At 43.0% G+C, this 21,421-nt stretch carries 17 protein-coding genes; 7 read left to right on the top strand and 10 right to left on the bottom strand.

What is annotated here, in order from left to right:
* Positions 1 to 40 precede the first annotated feature (40 nt).
* Positions 41 to 271, top strand: coding sequence for a hypothetical protein (locus IQ246_RS19835; protein ID WP_194005055.1), 231 nt, complete (start codon positions 41 to 43; stop codon positions 269 to 271).
* A 151-nt stretch (positions 272 to 422) separates the two neighbouring features.
* Here the strand turns inward: IQ246_RS19835 and IQ246_RS19830 are convergent, their stop codons facing one another.
* The 3 genes from IQ246_RS19830 to IQ246_RS19820 all read right to left on the bottom strand — a co-directional run bounded on the left by IQ246_RS19830 (position 423) and on the right by IQ246_RS19820 (position 4,646).
* On the bottom strand, positions 423 to 1,064 hold the full coding sequence (locus IQ246_RS19830) for a glutathione S-transferase family protein (protein WP_194005053.1): 642 nt from the start codon (positions 1,062 to 1,064) through the stop codon (positions 423 to 425).
* 80 nt (positions 1,065 to 1,144) lie between these two features.
* Complete coding sequence (locus IQ246_RS19825) at positions 1,145 to 1,480, bottom strand: XisI protein (RefSeq protein WP_194005052.1); 336 nt, start codon at positions 1,478 to 1,480, stop codon at positions 1,145 to 1,147.
* A 169-nt stretch (positions 1,481 to 1,649) separates the two neighbouring features.
* On the bottom strand, positions 1,650 to 4,646 hold the full coding sequence (locus IQ246_RS19820; RefSeq protein ID WP_194005051.1) for a zinc-dependent metalloprotease: 2,997 nt from the start codon (positions 4,644 to 4,646) through the stop codon (positions 1,650 to 1,652).
* 543 nt (positions 4,647 to 5,189) lie between these two features.
* Here IQ246_RS19820 and IQ246_RS19815 point away from each other — a divergent pair.
* On the top strand, positions 5,190 to 6,920 hold the full coding sequence (locus tag IQ246_RS19815; protein WP_194005050.1) for a pentapeptide repeat-containing protein: 1,731 nt from the start codon (positions 5,190 to 5,192) through the stop codon (positions 6,918 to 6,920).
* Positions 6,921 to 7,074: 154 nt separating this feature from the next.
* On the top strand, positions 7,075 to 7,215 hold the full coding sequence (locus IQ246_RS19810) for a hypothetical protein (RefSeq protein WP_194005049.1): 141 nt from the start codon (positions 7,075 to 7,077) through the stop codon (positions 7,213 to 7,215).
* A 15-nt stretch (positions 7,216 to 7,230) separates the two neighbouring features.
* Here IQ246_RS19810 and IQ246_RS19805 read toward each other — a convergent pair whose 3' ends face one another.
* From IQ246_RS19805 to IQ246_RS19790, 4 genes are all read right to left on the bottom strand, one after another.
* Positions 7,231 to 8,685 (bottom strand): NAD(P)/FAD-dependent oxidoreductase, encoded by a 1,455-nt coding sequence (locus IQ246_RS19805; protein ID WP_194005048.1) that lies wholly within the window; start codon positions 8,683 to 8,685, stop codon positions 7,231 to 7,233.
* 273 nt (positions 8,686 to 8,958) lie between these two features.
* The gene (gene cobD / locus IQ246_RS19800) at positions 8,959 to 10,020 is read right to left on the bottom strand and encodes a threonine-phosphate decarboxylase CobD (RefSeq protein WP_194005047.1); all 1,062 of its coding nucleotides are present in this window, start codon (positions 10,018 to 10,020) and stop codon (positions 8,959 to 8,961) included.
* A gap of 26 nt (positions 10,021 to 10,046) precedes the next feature.
* Positions 10,047 to 10,331 (bottom strand): HU family DNA-binding protein, encoded by a 285-nt coding sequence (locus IQ246_RS19795; protein WP_015111786.1) that lies wholly within the window; start codon positions 10,329 to 10,331, stop codon positions 10,047 to 10,049.
* 662 nt (positions 10,332 to 10,993) lie between these two features.
* Positions 10,994 to 12,379: a FecR family protein gene (locus IQ246_RS19790; RefSeq protein ID WP_194005046.1), complete on the bottom strand. Its 1,386-nt coding sequence runs from the start codon at positions 12,377 to 12,379 to the stop codon at positions 10,994 to 10,996.
* Between the two features lie 798 nt (positions 12,380 to 13,177).
* On the opposite strand from IQ246_RS19790, the gene IQ246_RS19785 reads away from it, so the two are divergent.
* Positions 13,178 to 14,473 carry a hypothetical protein gene (locus tag IQ246_RS19785; protein WP_194005045.1) on the top strand — a complete coding sequence of 432 codons (1,296 nt, stop codon included), beginning with the start codon at positions 13,178 to 13,180 and terminating at the stop codon, positions 14,471 to 14,473.
* A gap of 29 nt (positions 14,474 to 14,502) precedes the next feature.
* On the opposite strand, the gene IQ246_RS19780 is transcribed toward IQ246_RS19785, so the two are convergent.
* Positions 14,503 to 15,324, bottom strand: a complete 822-nt coding sequence (locus IQ246_RS19780; RefSeq protein WP_194005044.1) for a sulfurtransferase — start codon at positions 15,322 to 15,324, stop codon at positions 14,503 to 14,505.
* A 67-nt stretch (positions 15,325 to 15,391) separates the two neighbouring features.
* Here IQ246_RS19780 and IQ246_RS19775 point away from each other — a divergent pair, with 67 nt between their 5' ends.
* The 3 genes from IQ246_RS19775 to glmU all read left to right on the top strand — a co-directional run bounded on the left by IQ246_RS19775 (position 15,392) and on the right by glmU (position 19,733).
* Entirely contained in the window at positions 15,392 to 16,291 is a 900-nt protein-coding gene (locus IQ246_RS19775; RefSeq protein ID WP_194005054.1) for a tRNA (5-methylaminomethyl-2-thiouridine)(34)-methyltransferase MnmD, read from the top strand.
* Between the two features lie 696 nt (positions 16,292 to 16,987).
* The gene (locus IQ246_RS19770; RefSeq protein ID WP_194005043.1) at positions 16,988 to 18,214 is read left to right on the top strand and encodes a two-component system response regulator; all 1,227 of its coding nucleotides are present in this window, start codon (positions 16,988 to 16,990) and stop codon (positions 18,212 to 18,214) included.
* Positions 18,215 to 18,347: 133 nt separating this feature from the next.
* The gene (glmU, locus tag IQ246_RS19765; protein WP_194005042.1) at positions 18,348 to 19,733 is read left to right on the top strand and encodes a bifunctional UDP-N-acetylglucosamine diphosphorylase/glucosamine-1-phosphate N-acetyltransferase GlmU; all 1,386 of its coding nucleotides are present in this window, start codon (positions 18,348 to 18,350) and stop codon (positions 19,731 to 19,733) included.
* Positions 19,734 to 19,750: 17 nt separating this feature from the next.
* On the opposite strand, the gene IQ246_RS19760 is transcribed toward glmU, so the two are convergent.
* Positions 19,751 to 20,707, bottom strand: a complete 957-nt coding sequence (locus tag IQ246_RS19760; protein ID WP_194005041.1) for an isoaspartyl peptidase/L-asparaginase — start codon at positions 20,705 to 20,707, stop codon at positions 19,751 to 19,753.
* 121 nt (positions 20,708 to 20,828) lie between these two features.
* On the bottom strand, positions 20,829 to 20,993 hold the full coding sequence (locus tag IQ246_RS19755; protein ID WP_194005040.1) for a DUF2256 domain-containing protein: 165 nt from the start codon (positions 20,991 to 20,993) through the stop codon (positions 20,829 to 20,831).
* Positions 20,994 to 21,421: the final 428 nt, after the last annotated feature.

Below are 21,421 nucleotides of genomic sequence, written 5' to 3'. Positions count from 1 at the left end.
ACGGGAAACACATCCCTTTGTGGGCATTGGGCATTGGGCATTGGGCATTGGGCATTGGGCATTGGGCATTGGGCATTGGGCATTGGGCATTGGGCATTGGGCATTAGGCATTGGGCATTGGGCATTGGGCGTTGGGCATTGGGCATTGGGCATTGGTAGCTTCTTTGCCATGCCCCATACTTCTCTACGAGAGGCTGCGCCAACGGCTTACCTAAGCTTTGCTCGGCACGAGTTGCTCAGTACAAGTGCCCCATTGCCCCTTCGCCCCTAATCCCCAAAGGGGGCCCCGAGTTCCCCAGAGAGGGCCCCGAATTACCTATGCCCAAAAACTCCACCCCCTTGTGGGTGAAGTTTTTCATTAGAAGCTCACTTGATTTAATCTGTCACTCGTCTGGTTGGAACGATTGACCTGGATACGAGAATTATGGAATGCTGTTAGCGAAGTCGTATTTGCCTCCACGTTCGAGAGCGCGTTTGTAAGCAGGCCTTGCATGGATGCGCTCTACAAATTCCTTGATCTTTGGTCGAATCTTGATTTGTTCGGGAAGCGTGGCAACCATTTCGAGAGGAAAGCTCATTTGGATATCGGCGGCGGTGAATTCTTCGCCTGCAAACCACGTACTCTTACCAAGTTCGCCTTCTATGTAGTCAAAGTGAAGCTTAATTTGGGGCGCAATAAATGCGTCCATCGCGCTGCTGTCCGCTATCCCAAAACGGTTGAAGATGAGGTTCATCACTAGCGGTGGCATTGCAGACCCTTCGGCGTAATGCAGCCAATACGTGTAATGCAGACGCTCCGGTGTACCTGATGGCGGGACTAGCCGACTATTACCGTAGCGATCTATTATGTATTCGATGATAGCGCCCGACTCAGCGATCGCTAGATCTGCATCTGTGATCACTGGTGACTTGCCAAGCGGATGAATTTGGCGCAGCGATGCTGGTGCTAGCATCGTTTTGGCATCGCGTTCGTAGTACTTGATCTCGTATTCGATACCTAATTCCTCAAGCAGCCATAGCACGCGCTGCGATCGCGAGTTGTTGAGATGATGAACAACGATCATAAAACCTTTCTCCTCTGACGGCTCATTGCTATCCGAACTCGGCTAATCTCTACTCTTTATTAGACAAACTTCTTCAATCTTTAACTAACAGCATAATCTGTATACTGCCGGATATATGGCGGATGAAACCCAACTACAATATCGTGTTTTGGTACTCCCATCGCTACTAGTTGCTCACCTACATCCTCTTCTGTACCATTCCACTGAATCCAAATCTTACCGTCTTTGATATCAAAATGCATTACAGGGCCAAAAACCCTACGTTTATTTTGCCAACCAATATATATCAGTTGATAATGATCTTTTTCTACGTCAAAAATTGTTTGAGGTTCAATTTCATTATTAGATGCGACACGCTGGACATATTCTGTAATTAATTGCCGAATACACTCTCGATATTTATTTAAATCTGCCATCGGGTAATTTCCTCCGTTTCTACGTCATAAACTACTTAGCTGACATCAAATCTTTTCTCAGCCTGTGTGGGCATTCTAAATATATTTTGCCAAAGTGCTGGTGGAAAAGGAGGATCAGGAGAGGGGAAATAACAATTCAAAATTGTTCTTCCACTCCCCGATTCCCGTATCAATTCCCTTGCAACGGGGCATTTAAGACTTTTTCGATGCGATCGCGTGTTTCTAGGATGTGCGCTTTGGTGTATTCATCGTTGGAATTCACCTGCTTAAGTTCGTCGTCTAATTGTCTGAGTTTATACCAAGCAAGAGTGCGAGCATCTTCAGGTACATATTCTTTCCGCAGCACCATAGCAGTCAAAATGTTCAAGTACTCACGCTGTAAGCCTCGGCGCAAACTAGCAATCTTTAGCGGTTTGCCTGTTGGTTTTAGTACTTCCGTCCAAACACCTGTTTGTAAAGTATTAAATAATTCAGGCAAAGTCAGGGCTTCTCCTGGCTGCGTTTTGAGTTCGATATCTTTGAGACGAGAGAGGCGATCGCGAGAAAGTAAATCTCGCAATAGTGCACTTTGCATCAACAAAACCGAGTCATGAATTGGATAATCCAAACGACCAACCAGAGGATTGCTACCCCAATGTCGCCAACGTGAAGGTGCTAATTTATTTAACAGTTCTGGTGCAAAGTTAAGCCCATCCTCTGCAAATACGTATTTTTGTAGCGTCTCTAATGCTTGCCGTTGTTGTGCAACTGGCACTGGTACAAATGGTAAACGGCGATTGGCTAGCGTACCGGATGGCGTTTCGCTTGCCTTAACTCGGTAAAAAGACTGTCCACCAATATGCTTACTTGTATAATATACTTGCTGAAAATAATTACCTAATACCGTGCTGAAACGTTCGCTCAAATCGCTGTAACTCTCTCCATCCATTGGATAACGCTGGTTTAGACGCTCCCACATCACACGAGAATTATTTAACTGCCACTGTGAATAAAGTAATACATCGGCACTGTTGTCCCAAGCATCGGCAGTTGGGTCGAGGTCATACACATCCTCATCTGTGGAATAACTTAACTCAGGCTTGTGGGATTGTTGAGCAATTTCTTCCAAAATGGGCTTTTCTGCTATGGGAGATGCTGCCTGAATTTGTGTATAGCCGTACTTAATAGCCCATTCATCATACAACCCCACCATGGTAGGAAAATAATCTCCCTGTTTTGTACCTTGAGGAGCGATGTTTGGGGGAATGTAGTCCATCACCGATGCTGTTAAACCTCTGGTGCGAGTAATTTCGGTATTATTCATCTCATTTGCTGGTAGCAGGGTACTACCACGGAAGTTATGGCGTAAACCAAGGGTATGTCCAACTTCGTGAGCGATGATTAAACGTAAGTATTGATTGGTATATTCTTTAAGCTGATCTTGATTAGGTACAGTAGCTTGCAGCAGTGACATCGCCAGTGAACCAAAAGCATACTGGTTAGCAGCTTCCATGCCATAGCATAGATCGTATTCGCCTGCTAGTTTAGATAAATGATTTAACAACTGTTGTTTCTCTGGTATCTGCTGGGAATTGCTGTCTTTGGCATTTAAACCGCTGGCGCAAAGTAGGCGATTTTGCATCAATGCTGATAAAGAAGTGCGATTCTCAACTTGGCTGGGTTGCACAATTTTGCGATAATCATTCTTCAGTGCCCGCACAAAGCTACCATCTACTAGAATATCTGCATCCAAAATTTCTCCAGTCAACGGATTAACGCGGGATGGCCCTAGCGCAAAGTATCCATCTACCGTATTAATCCAGCGAATCGTGTTGTAGCGGATATCTGCTGGGTCCCATCTGGCGTCATCTGGCATTTGGCGCACTTCAATTGCATCCTTAAATCCTGCTTTCAAAAAGGCTTTGTTCCACATCAGTACTCCTTCTTTAATCGCATCGCGATACTGGAAGGGCACAGCATTATCAATCCAAAAGACAATGGGTTTTTTTGGTGGCGAAATTGCTGCTTTGGGATCTTGTTTTTCCAAATCCCAGCGATTGATATAGCGGACAAAGGGATCGCCGCGATCGTCATTAGATAAGTCTTGGTAAGCGGTGATGAAATAGCCGACACGTTCGTCAGCCAAACGCGGTCGGTAACTTTTGTCAGGTAGTTGGGAGAGACTGTAATGAACACGGAGGGTGAAGCCACGGCTGTCAGGCAGGGCTGCAAAATTCTGCATTTCATTCTCCCGACCAGTACCGCTACTGGAGAAATTTAAAACCGACTCAATTTCTAAGTTTTGCGGGAAGACTTTAGCAGTGCCAAAATAAGACTTGTCTGTGCTTTTGGGTAATCCCAAACTTACAGATAATCCAGCTAAGTCTGTGAGTAGCAAATCTCCTAAGTCAATAAGAATAGTTTTGCGCTCTGGATGAATACTTTTAATTGCGATGGTATAGAGAACAGAGTCACTAAAAGACCGCGCAAGCGATCGCGCTTGGGGATCTCCATCACGAGTACGAAAATTGACATTGCGAACGACAAAGTGTAAGTTATTACCTACTCGTTGGAAATAAAACAAAAAATCTTGCAAAGGCATCCCACTATAGATACCTCTTTCTCCAATGCCCGATTCTAAGGTGGCTGTAGCTAGGTAATTTTTATTCAGTTGCTGTGGTTGAATTTCTAGATAAATTTTATTCTTCTCTTGATTACGATAAAGGGTGAACAGCCCCCCCGACTTTTTAGTGTCTTTGACTACTTCATCAAATGGTTCTAAGTCGTCCTTTTTTGGTGGTTTAACATTAGAAGTAGGCTTTTCATTCAGCTGATATGGGGTTTTTTGTACTTGCAAAAATGGTTGCTGCTCTGCTTTTTTAATATCTTTAACTACCCAAATAAAAGGTTGGCGCTGTGCATTTTTGTTCTGATTAACCACCCAAACTTGGTCTAATGGCAATCTCAGTTTCTGGTAGACATTGGTGTTTGAAGATGACGCCTCCCGACTGTTTTTAATTCCCATGATGGCAGAAGTCGGACGACGCCCATCTATATGGAAATTCTGAGTTACCTCAGTACCCACCTTCTGCTCGACTCCATTTACAGGCGGTGACTTGGCGCTAGTGGTTGCTATTCCTAAAAACAAACCATGTAACAAAATTATACAAAAGGTTAGTCTGTTCATCTAATCCATCCCTGACAACTATGACTAGTTAATCTTTAATTTATGCAAAGCTACCTGGTCTTGTCTCTGCTAATTGATCGAACTTGAAAATCTCTTTAGCAGCCAGGTATCAAGCAACTAACATTTTAGTTTAGTTTTAATTGCTAATTCTCAACTTTTTTGAACTGTTTTACTGTAGTATTCTTCCTAATAACTACGTCTGTAACAAACAGTACGTATTATTTTTGCATCAGACTAGTGAAGATGCTGGAACAAAAGTAGAGCAACTTAAGCAAAATGTTAGAGTTTTTCCAGAAATAAAAGAGTTTTAGATCTGACACTTTTGTCTTTTTGGGAGAAAAGCGTAAGGTTCCTCAAGGTTAGCGAGATGTCATCTTACACGCCACTCTTAGCCTCCGGTAACTTTTTTGATGAACGTACTATTCTTTAGATACTTGGTCTTGATTTTACAAATGCATTTTTGACTGAAAGGCAGTCTGGCAAAAGAAAATTTTCATGCAAGTTTTGTTGAAACCGTAATATCCTAGTATCTATAAACACAAAATGTCGACATATTTATCTCAAATCTGGAAGCTGTTGAGAAATTATGTAAGGGGTTCAAGGTTAAAAGAGATGCCAAAGACAACATCTCTAGAAGCCGAAGCGGCTGTGCCTCTAGGAAAAATAATTAAAGAATTAGACAAAAGCGTTAAATTTGCTCCAGATAATTTGCAGGATTATGTATGGTTTCAAAAACTGCAAAAAAGCTTGGAAGAATGGACAATATCAGGCAACAGCTTGACTTTGAAGCCTGACACACTGCCATACGAGAATTCGCCTGGAGGAGATCTAGGCGATCGCCAGCGGCATGAAGAGATTTACGATTTACTAGGCAGTGGAGCGCTAAAACTAGAAATAGTCGAACAATTAATCGAATTCCTCGCAGCGAGCCAAAAAAATTGCCTGAAAATGCTTTTCCAGCGGCTAGAAGATTTTTATCATCGCTGGTGTCAAGGAGAATTTATTGACGCTGCGCCGGAATATAATCTGCCTCAGAAGAAAATGTTAAACCTGGCAGCACAGAACATTGCTATCGGACTAAGACAAGTAGATATATATACAGGGCTGAACGTACTGATTTTACTGTTAGAGTTACATCGCTACGCACAAGGGCGAGATGAACTAAAGCAACAAATTAATTTTTATCCATCTGCTAAACCAGATACAGAAAATTTTTTCACATCCCAATTACTTCGGATTATTAACTATAGTGATGCCCTGGAAATTGGCAATTTTAGTACTATTGTTGGGGAATTTCTCAGAGGTGGTAACTTTAGAGGTGCTTACCTGGGTGATGCCAATCTAACTGGCGTCAACTTTAGCAGTGCTGACCTTAGCGATGCTTATCTAGGTGATGCCAACCTAACTGGCGTCAACTTTAGTAGTGCCAACCTTAGCGGTGCTAACCTCGGTGATGCTAATTTTAGCGGTGCTAACCTTACTCGTGCCAACCTCAGCCGTACTGATCTCGGCAGTACTAACCTCAGTGGTGCTAATTTCAGCGGTGCTAACCTTACTCGTGCCAATCTCAGCCACGCTGACCTCAGCAGCGCCAACCTTACTCGTGCCAACCTCAGTCACGCTGACCTCAGCAGCGCCAACCTCAAAAATAGCGAACTCAGTCGCGCCGACCTCAGCAACACTATCCTGTTCGGTGCCAATCTCAGTGACGCCAACCTGATCAGCGTTAACCTTACCCATGCTGATCTTTGCCGCGCCGACCTGAGCGGCGCTGATCTATCTCACGCTATTCTCAACGGCACTAATCTCAGTGACACAATTCTTTTTAGTACCAACCTCAGCGAGGCCATCCTTGTCGCCGCAGACCTCAGCTACGCTAAACTCAACGGTGCCAAGCTCAACAACGCCAGACTCAACGGCGCAATGTTTTTAGGCGCTGACCTCAGCGGCGTAGACCTCAGCAGAGTGACTCTCAACGACGCCGACCTCAGCGGTGCTGATCTCTCCGACGCTGTACTTTTTGGTACAGACCTCAGCTATGCCAACCTTAATAATACCAATTTCTGTGGGAGTAATCTCAGCGGTGCTATCCTCAATGGTGCAGATCTCAGCTACAGCAACCTTAGCTACGCCATTCTTAGTGGTGCTGACCTCAGCGACGCCAATCTACAAGAAATGACTTGGGGTGAAAAGCAGCAATGGGAAGGGGTACTGGGATTAGAGACAGCGGTTAATGTGCCAGAAGCGTTGAAAGAACAACTGGGACTAAATTAGGAGGGGAAGAGGGAGTAGGGGAGCATGGGGAGCAGAGAAGATATATTTTAGATTTACAACTATGAGGCTTTGAGCATAAAAAATTCACGCTTTTACCCCCCTTGTCATTACCAACATCTTTTAAAGTGAAGAAGCGGTGTAGTAGGGTCAGGGTATGAAGTTGGAAAATTTCACAGACCTCCAGAATTGGGCAGTTGAACAATGGAGAGATGCCGAGTTGGGGGATAGTCGTCGCAAAGCTGAAATTGCTGCAACATTCAATGGAATCCCTGTGAAGCAAGAATCCCACGGCTAGAAGCCGTGGGGAGTGTCAAAAATTCCAATTGCGACGGAAATAGAAGAAACCTTCTAGAAACTCTTGCAAATCGGTATTGCTACTTAGGGCTTGCTTACTCCACTCTCTTGCAGTTTGTTCCAAAATTTCTGAGAAACTAGGATAGACGGGAGATAAATTTGCTAAATGCTTAACCAGAATTTTTTGGGATATTGCCAAGGCAATCAAATTAATTAACTCCCCAGATTCAGCCCCCAATATTGAAGCTCCTAAAATTTCACCGTTACGCAGCACAATTAATTTACAGATACCAGTGATTTCGTCACGCAGTTGGGCTGCTGCCACTGTTTTAAAATATTGTCGCAAAACTAAAACTTTATCTTGATTAAACTGGCGTTTTGCTTGCGCCTCTGTCAAACCTACTTGCGCCAGCATCGGCTGAGAAAATATTCCCCAAGGAATGCATCGATAATTGACTCGAAATCTAGGAAAGAAGAGGGCATTTTTCAGGGCAATTTCCGCTTCACAATTGGCGATATTGGCAAAGTCATAACCACCAATTACATCACCACAAGCGTAAATGCGGTGATTAGTGGTTTGTAGTTTATCATTTACCACTAAACTACGTTGATGCCATTTCACACCTACTGTTGCCAAATTTAGGGATTCAATATTTGGTTGCTGTCCAGTCGCTACTAAAATCTCATCGGTTTCAATCGCTTTATCTCCTGCTTGTACCCATTTTTTATCTTCAATTCGCCTGACGTGAGTTACTAATTTTTCCGTGAGCACGCGCACGCCATCAACTTCCAATTGTGCTTGAAGTAGTACAGCTATTTCGGGATCAATATGAGGCAAAATATAGGGATATTTGACTACCAACGTGACGCTACAACCTAACCGTGCTAAAGTCTGAGCTATTTCAATACTTTGGGGAATACCGCCAATAATTACCCAATTCTTAGGTAACGTCCTTTTGTTTAGGGATTGCCAAATATCAGATAGGGTAAGGTAGCCAGTAGATTGCAATCCATCAATTTCTGGAATTGCCGGATGGGAACCACTAGCCAGCAAATAGGTGCGTGCGCGTAATGGCCGGTTGTTGATGACAAAAGCCAGTTCAGGTGAGGATTGAAATTGACCACTACCAACGATGACATCAACGCCTTGCGCGGCTAGGATGGCTGGAGAATTCTGTTCTTGGATATTTGAGACAACGCTGTGAGCATACAGCATTGCTTCTTGCCATGTCACATGTCTGTCGCATGTTCGTGAGCTATTAGCGTATGTGGCATAAATATTAGAACCAGCTACATCACTCTTATTCTGCGCGAGGTTGCTAATTTCTTTAATAGCTTGATGATAAATAAACCCGTAATTTACTCTAGATTCTACCAAGGCAACCGTGGCGCGTAGTTGGGTTGCAGCAAGAGCGGCATAGTGTCCAGCAAGACTGCCGCCGATAATTACGACATCGTAGTCAATAGTCATTGGTCATTGGTCATTGGTCATTGGTCATTGGTCATTGGAAAATAAGAAATAAGCTAATGTGCGTCTAAGTTACACATTCACTGGCTAAGACCGTCATTAATTATTTGTCATACGTCCTTTATAAATACTTTCGACCAATCACAAATGACGCATGACACCCCTCATGAATGATTGTGCAATTTAAATGTGTTTTAGCTTAACCACAATTAACAATAGGGGCACTACCGTGCCCCTATCAACTGACAAAAAACTCAGCACGGGCTAAAAGGCCCGCTACGCTAACAGTACTAACTGTAGTGCTGTTAGTAAGCGCTGGTTATCGGACTCAGAACGTACAGCAACCCGGAAAAAGCGATCGCCTAGTTCTTTAAAACTAAGACAATCGCGGATTAAAATCTGGTGATGCTTAAGTAATTGCTGCTGTAACTGCGAAGTGGACTGTTTTGATTCAACCAGTAAAAAATTAACAGCACTTTCTTGGGGATGCAATCCTGAAATTGAGGCTAAACCCTGAAAGAGTTGGCTTCGTGCAGGTGGTAGCCATGCCCAGGTTTGCCGTTGAAATTCCGTATCCTGGATTGCGGCAATTGCAGCCGCAGCCGCCAGCGTGTTTACAGGCCAGGGGTCGCGCCATAGCTGCCATTTAGATAAACGGTCGGGGTGAGCGATCGCATATCCTAGTCGCAGTCCTGGAAGGCTGTAGAATTTCGTCAGCGATCGCAATATTACTAAATTCGCATATTCCTGCACTACAGAAATCAGACTTTGTTCCTCATCGGGAGGCAAAAAATCCATAAACGCTTCATCCACCACTACCAAAGCGAACTGCTCCAGGTAGGGCAAAATGGAGTCGCGCGAAAATAGCTTCCCCGTTGGGTTGTGCGGGTTGTTCAGTAACAGTCCTCTGTCCTTTGTCTTTTGTCTGTCAGCAATCAATGACAAATTACTCATGACTAATGACAAAGGACACTCCAGAACTTTAGCATTATGCGCTACCAGGGTTCGGTAGTAGTCGCCAAAGGCTGGAGTGAGCAATATTGTTACAGCTTGCGCCAATTCATTACCTGCTAAAGTAAGTAATTCTGCTGAGCCATTGCCCGGCAGAATCCACTCAGGCGGCAGTTGATGGAAGTGACTGAGAGCTAGTCTCAGTTCACTGTAATTTGGGTCTGGATAGTGCCTAAGATTACCAAATTGGGACTGAATAGCAGCGATCGCGCTATTTGGCGGCCCCAACGGGCTGATACTAGCAGAAAAATCCAGAATAGCATCACGGGGACAGCCAGCCAGTGCTGCTGCCCAGGCTAAATTTCCCCCGTGTGCTGGTTGCTGCATCAAAAAAAGGTTCCCGAAGACAGAACCTATGATTTTGGGGGTGCTACCCTTTCTCTAAACAGCTTTCCTGCCGAGAAGGCAGGCACTTTCGTCGCCGGAATTTCCATTTTTTCATTTGTTTTGGGATTCCGACCTTCACGGGCTTTACGTTCCCGCGATTCAAAGGAGCCGAATCCAACCAGCGTCACTTTATCGCCAGAGGAAACAGCTTCGATGATCGTTTCTAAAGCGGCTGTTAAGACTGCATCGGCTTGTTTCTTGGTAACACTAGCTTTTTCAGCTACGGCATCAACTAATTCACCTTTGTTCATATCAGACTCCTTGAGGTTTATTTGAGATTTTCTACGGATGTACCTTGATACATCTTTACTAAAATCTCTGTTCGGAGAAATACAAAAATCATCCTTTGGGAGTACTTTTACTCAAAATCGCTGTGAATCCCATCGGCTCGACTTTTCAATGAATCATTCTAAGGTGTTGTAGCCTTTAGTGGATAGATGAAACCATTAATTTATATAGATTTCAGGATTTTTTGTAGTTTTAGGGTAGTTTTTTCACCAAAAACACCACAAAAGTAGGAAAAAATACCTAGTGAAAATCCCTGTTGCCAGAAAAACAGGGAAGTGAACGAGTGAAGGATGGGGAGATAACTGGTTAGTGATTGTTAGATTTCATTACTCAGATTTAGCAGTTTTTCTAAAATCTGGTGATGAGTTCAATGAATATCTCGTGTTATCTGAAAATTTAAATACGAATATTTAGCTTTGCGATCGCAGCACTGCCTCACTGCTATACGTCTACACTAATTTTTATAATCGCTTCATTAATCAAAAATAAGAACCCCACCCCGCCTTTTACTTACATCAAATTTTCCTCTCCCGAAAAGCGCTTAGAGGTTAGAGACTTTTGCAAGAGGTCTATTAAAGATTTCTGGGTCTTGGGCATCTCGTAAACTCACATTAGATTAGCAGTTTTATGGGTTTGGAGAGTCGATTGGGTTCTCGACCGGTGGTGTGATGTCGATTGGGTTCTCGACCGGTGGTGTGATGTCGATTGGCTTCTCCATGGGTAGTGTGCTGTCTATTGGCTTCTCCATGGGTAGTGTGCTGTCTATTGGCTTCTCCATGGGTAGTGTGCTGTCTATTGGCTTCTCCATGGGTAGTGTGCTGTCTATTGGCTTCTCCATGGGTAGTGTGCTGTCTGTTGGCTTCTCCATGGGTGGTGTGCTGTCTGTTGGCTTCTCCATGGGTGGTGTGCTGTCTGTTGGCTTCTCCATGGGTGGTGTGCTGTCTGTTGGCTTCTCCATGGGTGGTGTGCTGTCTGTTGGCTTCTCGACTGGTGTATTATCTGTTGGATTTTTAACGCGCGATGTGTTATTTGGCGGGTTTTGGTTTGTCAGGTTTTCTGCTGAGGAGTTTTGAGGTGTTGTTAGAGTTCTACTAGAATCAACACCAACGTTATTTTCTTGAGTATTTACATTACTAGTATTAGTAGTTACGTCTTGCATTTCCGTATTCGTCGAGGCTTGTCCTGTTTTCTCTAAGGAGTTTGCTGAGGAATTGTTTGTGGTAACGTCTTTAATCGGCGAATTTGAAGGACTAGGAGTTAACTGCATAAAAGAGGGATTTTCAATCACTCCCTCGCCTGTTATGGGTGGCTGTGCTTTCAAAGCCGCAGCAGTTTCGTTCTGAACACTAGTAAGCGCAAAATCAGCCGTAGGCGTTGGATTTTGCCTATTCAAATCAAGTTCTCGAACCAGCTCGCTCGTTTCATAAAAATTTCTTAGATCAAAATCATATAAGCTTTGAAATTTACCCTTAACTATAACCATCATCTGCCCTGCTTCCAGCACCTGAGTTTGAGAAGCTTCCTTGTTAAAAACTTTAATGCCGCTATTTGTCAGCGCACCCACAATTGTGGTGTCTGTTTTTTGGTTGTAGCGCATAAATAATGCTGAACCACGAATTGCTGCTGCTGCACTCGGTGTTTGTATACGCGTTTGCCCTCTTCCGGGTGGAATGAGCAACAGTACAGTACCGTTTGTGAGTCTAAAATCGCGAGTCTTCGGCAAAAATTGAAATACTGCCTGTTCCCCAATCCGTGCCAAAGACCCATCATTGAAACGCAGGTCTACTAGGGAAGCTCGACCAGTTGACAGTCCATCCCCAGGAATCATTGCATCTAATTTGCGTGCAGGACGCTTATTGAGGTTATTTTTGGGTATCAGTTGTACTAAGTTGCGGAGATTCTGAATTTCAGCTCGTGTCAAAGGAGTTGTAGCACTTGCCCGATTTGAGAAAGGCAGCACTACGATTCCCCATAAACCAATAATTAACAGTGGAAACGATTTATGAAACATAGTTTGTTTAGGAACTCGTGAATTTCAACTGAGAGGATGTCTGAAAAGCATGGTAAAAGTGTATTTTGTCATTCAGATGCTTTGCAAAGCGTAAGGAATAGTCTCTATTTTGAGATGCTTCATTACGCTATCGCTCCATTAAACATGAAATTTTTGACTTCTCAGACATCCTCTGATATGAAACAAGTTAATCATAGATTCTGATGTTAAAGGTTTAAACAGATGATCAGTGTTTGAACAAGTTTTATTAGATAATTTTATCTGCATTTTAGTGTACATTTAATAGATGAAATAGACAATAAATACACTATGTTAGGACTTACGCATTGACAGGAAAACCCAAATATAGCTTACGGATTCTAGGGATTAATCCTTGATTTTTCGATCCCTTTTAGGCGATCGCTATTTATCCAAGGATAATTTATAAAAGCCTGAACGACGTATTTTCGTTGATACACAAGATAATCAATTTGTACAGTGCGTAAGTCCTATATGTTTAGTTTATTTAAGTTTTTATTTTAAAACTGGCGTAGTATATAACTAAAGCCTGCGGAAGATTTTATAGTTGGTACTTAATATCAATAGTTAAATTAAGAGTACCTTACAGATAATCCTTCTAATTACCTCAGCCATGCGGTAATGGGATATGTATGACAAGAAGTTGTTGAGAGGCTGTATGAGGTGACTCACTGGCGAATAAATTTCACTGAAGTTAGGCAGAAATTTGATCTTGTAAGTTGGAACTTCCGGTGCAACTTGGGGGTCTACACTTGCCAGATGCGATCAACACCTTCAAAGATGCAACTTAAGGTCTGGAAAAATTTGTTTTTTTGGATTTTGTTAGCGTCCAGCGGTGGAAACTTTTATTGCATGAGGGTAGATGCGGCAGAATTAGCAAATACAGATATAATATTGCGTCATCATAAAAATGATCTGGCACCGAACATAACGTCTTTAGACAACACAAAAATTCATCAACCATGCCATAAGTTGGAACAAGAGATAATTAACTCTTTTTGCAAGCACTCTAATGAGTCACAGAATTTATACTCGGAGATACCGTCAAATCTGACACAGCAGACACCAGAAACTGCTCAAACAGCACCAACAGAAAACCTCGGAGGTAGTCAAGAGCAGGATGAATTGCCACAGCTAGAAGTGCAGCCAAGCAACTTCCCTGCTTCTTCTGACTCAATAGAGCAAATATTAAATGCTCCTGAGATCAATGAGTCTGAAAGACTAGAGAGGCTCTGGCAAATACTGCAAGAGCAAAAACCGCCACCTCTTGAGTCTAATAGCGATCGCGAATTGGGTCTACGGCTGCGGCCACGACCCCTAGAACAACTGCCACTTCCACCAACAGAACTGCCTGTAGCTCAGTTTAAACCTATAGGATATTTACAGGGTCGTGTTAGCTACTTTCAAACAAGTAATATTTTTTCCTCTAATGATCTTCCAATAGAAGATGGGTTTATTTTTTCTGGACTAACGCTAGCCTCTACGTATTTACCCTTAGGATCTAAGACTTATTTAAATGGCTCAATTGATGGCAATCTAATTCGTTACATAGATAAATCACAATACAATAACAACCAGGTAAGATTAAATCTCAGTATTTCCCAGCAGCTATCGCAGGGAATGTTTGGAAAAGTTAGTTGGACTAATCAACAGTTATTTTACGCCACCAATGGCGATCGCTTCTTAGGCGAAAATTCCCTACAACTGTCTTTGGGACGACGAGATCTGCTAACTTCAAGATTGGTGCTAGATAGCTTTTATGAATTGAGTGTGAATTTTGCTAACCCCGAAAGCCGTAATCGCGTAATCAATTCTTTTTGGGTTTCTTTGAACTACTACTTACAAAAACCTCTTCAGGTTGGTCTTGATTACCAATTTAATTACTCAGACTTTACACAACGCCAGCGAGAAGACCAATTTCATCGGTTATTTGGTCATTTGAATTACCAAATCTCCGACTTCATAAATATGAATGTCCAGGCTGGAGTTACATTAGGTAATTCTACCGCCCAAAATGTTGATTTTAATGGTTGGTTCTTTAGTCTCAATTACAATTTGGAGTTAGGTCGGTTTTAAATTGGTCATAAATGACCAAGGACAAAGGACTACATATAACTAATCCAATCGCTCCAGCTGCCAGCATAAAGTTTACCTTTGCTAATGCCAGCTAGTTCCAAAGAAAGTAAATTTACACAAGCGGTTACACCAGAACCGCAATAGACCAAAATTTCACCGGCTGTTTCTAACTGCTCCCACCGACGGCGTTGCTCTGGTTGGGAAAGTAAGTAACCGGAAGAGTCTGTAATTTCTTGCCAGGGATAGTTAACTGCACCGGGAATATGACCAGCAATTTGATCAATTGGCTCTCGTTCGCCTCGATAGCGATCGCTCTCTCTTGAGTCTACCAATACTACCTCTGGCCTATCTTTGCGATTTTTTACGGCTGTAAAATCTACTACCTTGTCTATTTGTGCTTGAGCTACGAATGTACCCATTCGGGGAGTAGGAAGTATATCTGTGATGGGATAGCTAGCTTTTTGCCATCCAGTAAAGCCTCCATCTAGTACAGCTACTTGCTCATGTCCTAGATAGCGCAACAGCCACCACAGACGAGCCGCGAAGGCAAAGCGCGAATCATCATAAGCTACAACTAAAGTTTTTTGGGAATTTACCCCAATCGCCGATAATTTTTTAGCTATATCATTGGGGTTAGGTAAAGGATGTCTCCCACCGTGCTTACCTACGAGGCTGGAAAGATCTTGATTCAAATCTAGATAATAAGAATTCTTTATATGACTTGCTTGGTACTGTTGTTGTCCTAATTGTGGATCGGCTAGAGAAAAGCGACAATCCACAATGACTACTTGCGGATCTTCAAGATGTTCAAACAGCCACGTCGGCGAAACAACAAATTGGGAATGGGGCATGGGGTATGGGGCATGGGATATGGGGCATGGGGCATGGGGTATTAGTCAATATTCAGTTTTTTGTAAGATGTCAGACTTAGAAAATTTTACACCTCAGCTTACAGCAGATGGTTCATTTACTTTTACTTCCAAAGAGTTTGGCGAATCTTTTCATAGCCATTATGGAGCCAAGCAGGAAAGTTTTTTCAAGTTTGTAGTTCCCACTCAACTGGCTACAGTTGCCCATAAACCTGTTTTGCGGCTATTCGATGTTTGTTATGGTCTAGGATACAACACAGCCGCCGCTTTACAGACAATTTGGGCAGTTAATCCTAGTTGCTATGTTGAAGTAATTGGTTTGGAACTGAATCCGTCTGTGCCAAAAGCGGCGATCGCCCATCACTTATTTGATAATTGGAACTGCAACCATACTGAAATTTTGACTCAACTAGCTTTCGAGCATCAAGTGCAAACTGCTTGCTTGAAAGCAACACTAATAATTGGTGATGCTAGAAGCTCGATTGCATTGGTACATCAGTCAGGTTTCCGAGCAGATGCTATTTTTCTCGATCCGTTTTCACCACCTCAATGTCCTCAATTATGGACTGTTGAATTTATTAAACAACTGTCATTGTGTTTACATGAAGACGGTTTACTAGCCACTTATTCCTGTGCTGCTGCTGTACGCACGGCATTATTGGCAGCTAATTTACAGATAGGTTCTACCCCACCAGTGGGAAGGCGATCGCCTGGTACAGTAGCAGCCCATAATAAAGAAAAAAGAGAAACATTGGAATTTCCCCTCTCCCCCTCCTCTTACCAACTCTCTCAAGCAGAAAAAGAACATTTGTTAACTCGTGCTGCTATTCCCTACCGCGATCGCGAATTAAACGATTCTGCTGAAGTTATAGTAATGCGGCGACAACAAGAGCAACAAGCCTCATCTTTGGAACCTACTTCTCATTGGCGAAAAAGATGGCTGTTGTGAATTGTAGGCACTAGTTCATAGTTGAACAGGCATCACAATTACAAGCCGCTTCTCTATGATCAAATCATAAAATATGTATAATTACATACGTAATGACCGTTTAAGTGTCCTGATAGTTAGGCAATGATTTTTCATAACATAAAATAAATTTAGAATTGAGGCTAGTACTTACTAAGACAATAACATTTAATTATCCTAATTTGCGTAAAAATACTTATATATTTATTATTGCTATAAAAACTTTAAAATTAAACTCTGATACTTCAACATAAAGTGAGCCATTACAAGATTTTCTAGCGCTGCTATGTTAATCGATATCCGTAAAAAACCGGATTTAACATTTGCGCGAATTTATCATACTGGAATTTATAGCCGAAAAATTAGACAGCAATATTGTCCTGGTTCTCATAATATAAAAAACACATGCTGTGAAGGACTCGGTTAAGCAGTTTTATCAACTGTCGCACTTTTAAATTGCACATTCTCTTGTGTACCCCCTTGAACAGGCAAGCTACGCGCAGCGTCGATCATAGAAGAAAGTCGACAAGAGCTATGATGCCTAATTATATAGATTAAACGAGTAATAGTTATGATATATAACCTTTATGGAAATACTGGCTTAAATACAGTCAAAAACTAAACTTTTTTTTTGAAATTTGATGCTGTTAACTTTTTCCAGAAAATTGGAGTGCCTTTATGATTCAATGGAAATCCAACCATACAGGCTCTACCGAACAAATTTTTAGTGGGTCGAACACCCTAAGTAAAGTGAAGAGTATCGGTTCAAATCACGCCGTAGAATTGCAAAATGTAGAAGGTTATTCCTTGGGCTTATCTAAAGAAGACCTTGTGCTTGAAGTTACCCAAGCAGAGTCTTCTTGGATCAAAGCTGATGTTAATCGTGGTGATGATTCATTGGTATCTAGAACGCTGCAAGCCAAGGGTTTTAAAGTGAATAGCTTTGACTTAGAGGCACCAAAAGTTTTAGTAGTTGACGACCATGCTGCTAGTCGCATGACTGCTGTTGCCTTATTGGCTATGGAAGGGTACGAAGTGATTGAGGCAGATAGTGGTTATATTGTTGTAGAGTTAGTAACACAAAAACAACCGGATCTGATTTTGCTGGATGTGATGATGCCGGGAATGGATGGATTTGAAGTTTGCCAGTTGCTCAAGCAGGATGAGCAGACCAGGCTAATCCCAGTAATTTTTATTACAGCGTTAAATGACAGGCGATCGCGCATCCGGGGAATTGAAGTTGGGGCTGATGATTTTCTTACCAAACCCTTTGACCGTGTGGAATTGGCGGCGCGTGTTAAATCCTTAGTACGGCAGAAGCGTTTGAATGAAGACCTAGACCACGCGGAACAAGTACTGTTTTCTATTGCCATGTCGATTGAAAGTCGTGATCCCAATACAGGCGACCACTGCGAACGACTGGTCAAATTAGGACAAGCTTTTGGTGAATACCTCAATCTCTCGCGTTACCAAATTCGAGATTTGATGTGGGGTGGTTATCTTCACGATATTGGCAAAGTGGGTATTCCCGACGCGGTGTTGCTGAAAAAAGGTAAACTAACCCCCGAAGATTGGGAGATTATGAGACAGCACGTTTTGATTGGGGAAAGAATTTGCCAACCACTACGCAGTATGCGGGGTGTAATTCCGATCATTCGTCATCACCATGAGCGCTGGGATGGCTCAGGCTACCCTGATAGACTCAAGGGAGATAGCATTCCCTTATTGGCACAAGTATTTCAGTTAATTGATATTTACGACGCCCTAACCAGCGAACGACCTTATAAAAAAGCTTTTACTTCAGAAGAAGCACTCTTAGTAATGCAAGAAGAAACTGATTCGGGTTGGCGCAATCCTTTACTAATGCAGGAGTTTACAGAGTTTATTCACTGTTGGCAGGATTAAGAGTAGCTATGAGGTGGGAGTCAGGGACTATTTTGATATTTCGGTCTTTGACAATTAGCTGGTATGATTTGAGCCTAAATCTCAAAGTACTAAGAGCATTCATCACAATTTTACTGATAGCTGATAGCTAATTATGGCAGTTGTAGCAATTCTAGCGGCAGGACGCGGCACACGGATGAAATCAAACTTACCCAAAGTTTTACATTCTTTGGGTGGGCGATCGCTAGTAGAGAGAGTTATCGAAAGTGTAGAACCGCTTTCGCCCTCACGGCGGATAGTGATTGTGGGGTATCAAGCCGAGGAAGTCAAAGCCGCCATGCATAAAATCCCCGCCTTGGAGTTTATTGAACAGACTGTGCAACTGGGCACTGGTCATGCAATTCAGCAATTACTTCCTTGTTTAGAGGGTTACACTGGGGATTTGCTGGTGCTAAATGGCGATTTGCCTTTAGTACGCACTGAAACCCTCAACCAACTGTTACAAACTCATCAAGAAAATCAAAACGCTGCCACTATTCTCACCTCGCACCTGAGTGATCCCACAGGTTACGGGCGCGTTTTTTGTAACAATGAAAATCTTGTGGAGCAAATCATCGAACATAAGGATTGTACTACCGCCCAAAGACAAAATAGCCGCATCAACGCTGGAGTTTACTGCTTCCGGTGGCAGGATTTGGCACAAGTGCTACCCCATCTCCAGGCAAATAATGCTCAAAAGGAATATTATCTTACCGATGCTGTCACTCAAGTTGGAAAAGTCATGGCAGTCGATGTGGAAGATTACCAGGAAATTCTTGGTATCAACGATCGCCTGCAACTAGCAACAGCATACGATATTTTGCAAAGGCGAGTTAAGGAAAAATGGATGCTGGCAGGTGTCACCTTCATCGACCCCACAAGCATCACTATTGATGAAACGGTGGAATTACAGCCGGATGTAATTATTGAACCTCAAACACATCTGCGGGGAAATACCACAATTCAAACTGGAAGTCGCATTGGGCCTGGGACTTTAATTGAAAATAGCCAGATTGGTGAAAATGTCACTGTCCAGTATTCTGTGGTGACGAAAAGCATTGTACAGGCAGGAAGCCGAATTGGCCCCTATACACATTTGCGCGGTCATGCACAAGTGGGTGCTGGTTGCCGTGTGGGCAATTTTGTAGAATTGAAAAATACTCAGTTAGGCGATCGCACCAATGTGGCGCATTTATCGTATTTGGGCGATACCACTGCGGGCAATAAAGTTAATATCGGTGCGGGTACAATTACCGCCAACTATGACGGCGTTAATAAAAACCGTACCATCATCGGCGATCGCACTGGTACAGGTTCTAATACTACCTTAGTTGCACCACTAACTTTGGGAAACGATGTCTACGTAGCAGCAGGTTCAACTGTTACAGAAGATGTCTCTGATGATTGCTTAGTAATTGCCCGTGAGCATCAAGTTATTAAACCAGGTTGGGTATCAAAAAAACGTTCAGCCCAAAGCCAACAACCGAAAAATTCTAGTTGATAGCTTCAGGCTGATAGTTAAGACAAACAGCCAACTTCTGAATTTTCAGGAAGTTCCAAAGTATCACCTATGGCTATACCGTCGTGGTAAGCCGCGAGTAAGACTTGGCTGGTTTTACCCCAAGCGATCGCCCCACTAGCATCTAAGGCGATCGCTCCCAAATCCCGCTTGTTCTGGTGCGCTTCCGTAAATGAGCGCTGCATGGCATCCTTGAGGGACATACCATCAGTAACACGCACTACAATTCGTGCTGCTAAACACTCATCAATAATGTCTTCCCCAATACCAGTGCAGCTGACACCAGCATGACCAGTAGCATAATTACCTGCTGGCATAGCCGAATCACTTACCCGCCCAATCCGCTCAAAGCCTTTGCCACCTGTGGAAGTGCCCGCGGCTATTTTACCATAGCCATCTAAAGCTACTACCCCTATGGTGCCACGTCGGGCATTACTGGTTTCTACCAGTTCTGGTTCTGCTACCACACCAGCCATAGTACTTTTAAAGTTGTCTTGGCGCTCCTGTATCCACTCTTGCAACCGCAAATCAGTTAAAGCGTTATAAATGGGAATTTGCATTTCCCGCGCCAACTCAGCTGAACCGTAATCTGACAACACCCGATCTGGGGAATTTTGTAAAAATTGCGCTAACTCAATGGGATTTTTCACACGTGAAATATTAATCACGCCACTAAAACGCCCTAATGCGCCATCCATCAGGGAAGCACTCATACGGATTTGACCATCAGATTGCAGTACTGAACCAGTGCCAGAATTAAAGCAGGAGTCATCTTCTAGCATGTAGCACCCCTGCACCACTGCTTCGCAAGCAGTTGCTCCAGACAATAGAAGAGAATAGACTTTCTCTACTACCGTATGGAGCGATCGGCGCACTACCTCAATTCCCCCTTTCCCGTGGAGAGAACTACCAGCCCCTCCATGAATAATTAATTTAGGTTGCACCTGTAGCTTCATCTATCTGTTGCGCTATTTGCGTCTCACTTGCGGTTGGTTTCCTAGGGATTGGGTATTGGGGATTGGATACTGGGTACTGAGTACTGGGAATAATTTAGTTCCCAAGGCTAGATCCTAATCCCTAGTTCCCAGTCCCTGTAATTTCAGAACGACGACGACGGCAACGTTCTGAACAGTATTTCACTTCGTCCCAGCAATCTTCCCATTTCTTACGCCATGTGAAAGGACGTTGACATACCGGACAGATTTTTGTGGGCAGGTCAGATTTAGAACGAGCGTGTCCCATATAAACACTGTGCGGATTAAAATTTGATTTATGAGAGAGATGGAAGACAATTATAACCAGTTTGCTACAAAGGGAGGATACTTTTTAAGAACAAATCCATAGTCAGTCCCTCCATAGACTTACTTATCGACAAACTACTTGGAAAGATAAAACTATAGGCAGATGCTTCAACGCTCAAATAAGTTTGTGCATCTGTTCACAGAGGGTTTTTCGTAGCATTGTCAGGAAACGAAGAGATCAATCAACAGAGGTTACAAACAGTGACTCTCATCAGCATCAGCTAAGCGATCGCCTTTTGTAGGGGAGCATCCCAATTTTGCAAAAAGAGGGGGAGAAGGGAAGAAAATTCGCGATGAAAACTCGCGAAGAATAAGGGGACTGTACATCAACACAAGAATTCACGATAATTATTTGTGTTCAATCCCAAG

Origin of the sequence: aff. Roholtiella sp. LEGE 12411, assembly GCF_015206995.1 — a bacterium.
Taxonomy (GTDB): domain Bacteria; phylum Cyanobacteriota; class Cyanobacteriia; order Cyanobacteriales; family Nostocaceae; genus Komarekiella.
The sequence above is the reverse complement of the archived record's forward strand: the minus strand, read 5'-3'. Positions and strand labels throughout refer to the sequence as shown.

Excerpts from the sequence above, each read along its gene's own strand:
- IQ246_RS19830 (WP_194005053.1), bottom strand. The coding sequence starts at position 1,064 with ATGATCGTTGTTCATCATCTCAACAACTCGCGATCGCAGCGCGTGCTA.
- IQ246_RS19825 (WP_194005052.1), bottom strand. The coding sequence starts at position 1,480 with ATGGCAGATTTAAATAAATATCGAGAGTGTATTCGGCAATTAATTACA.
- IQ246_RS19820 (WP_194005051.1), bottom strand. The coding sequence starts at position 4,646 with ATGAACAGACTAACCTTTTGTATAATTTTGTTACATGGTTTGTTTTTA.
- IQ246_RS19815 (WP_194005050.1), top strand. The coding sequence starts at position 5,190 with ATGTCGACATATTTATCTCAAATCTGGAAGCTGTTGAGAAATTATGTA.
- IQ246_RS19810 (WP_194005049.1), top strand. The coding sequence starts at position 7,075 with ATGAAGTTGGAAAATTTCACAGACCTCCAGAATTGGGCAGTTGAACAA.
- IQ246_RS19805 (WP_194005048.1), bottom strand. The coding sequence starts at position 8,685 with ATGACTATTGACTACGATGTCGTAATTATCGGCGGCAGTCTTGCTGGA.
- cobD (WP_194005047.1), bottom strand. The coding sequence starts at position 10,020 with ATGCAGCAACCAGCACACGGGGGAAATTTAGCCTGGGCAGCAGCACTG.
- IQ246_RS19795 (WP_015111786.1), bottom strand. The coding sequence starts at position 10,331 with ATGAACAAAGGTGAATTAGTTGATGCCGTAGCTGAAAAAGCTAGTGTT.
- IQ246_RS19790 (WP_194005046.1), bottom strand. The coding sequence starts at position 12,379 with ATGTTTCATAAATCGTTTCCACTGTTAATTATTGGTTTATGGGGAATC.
- IQ246_RS19785 (WP_194005045.1), top strand. The coding sequence starts at position 13,178 with ATGCAACTTAAGGTCTGGAAAAATTTGTTTTTTTGGATTTTGTTAGCG.
- IQ246_RS19780 (WP_194005044.1), bottom strand. The coding sequence starts at position 15,324 with ATGCCCCATTCCCAATTTGTTGTTTCGCCGACGTGGCTGTTTGAACAT.
- IQ246_RS19775 (WP_194005054.1), top strand. The coding sequence starts at position 15,392 with ATGTCAGACTTAGAAAATTTTACACCTCAGCTTACAGCAGATGGTTCA.
- IQ246_RS19770 (WP_194005043.1), top strand. The coding sequence starts at position 16,988 with ATGATTCAATGGAAATCCAACCATACAGGCTCTACCGAACAAATTTTT.
- glmU (WP_194005042.1), top strand. The coding sequence starts at position 18,348 with ATGGCAGTTGTAGCAATTCTAGCGGCAGGACGCGGCACACGGATGAAA.
- IQ246_RS19760 (WP_194005041.1), bottom strand. The coding sequence starts at position 20,707 with ATGAAGCTACAGGTGCAACCTAAATTAATTATTCATGGAGGGGCTGGT.
- IQ246_RS19755 (WP_194005040.1), bottom strand. The coding sequence starts at position 20,993 with ATGGGACACGCTCGTTCTAAATCTGACCTGCCCACAAAAATCTGTCCG.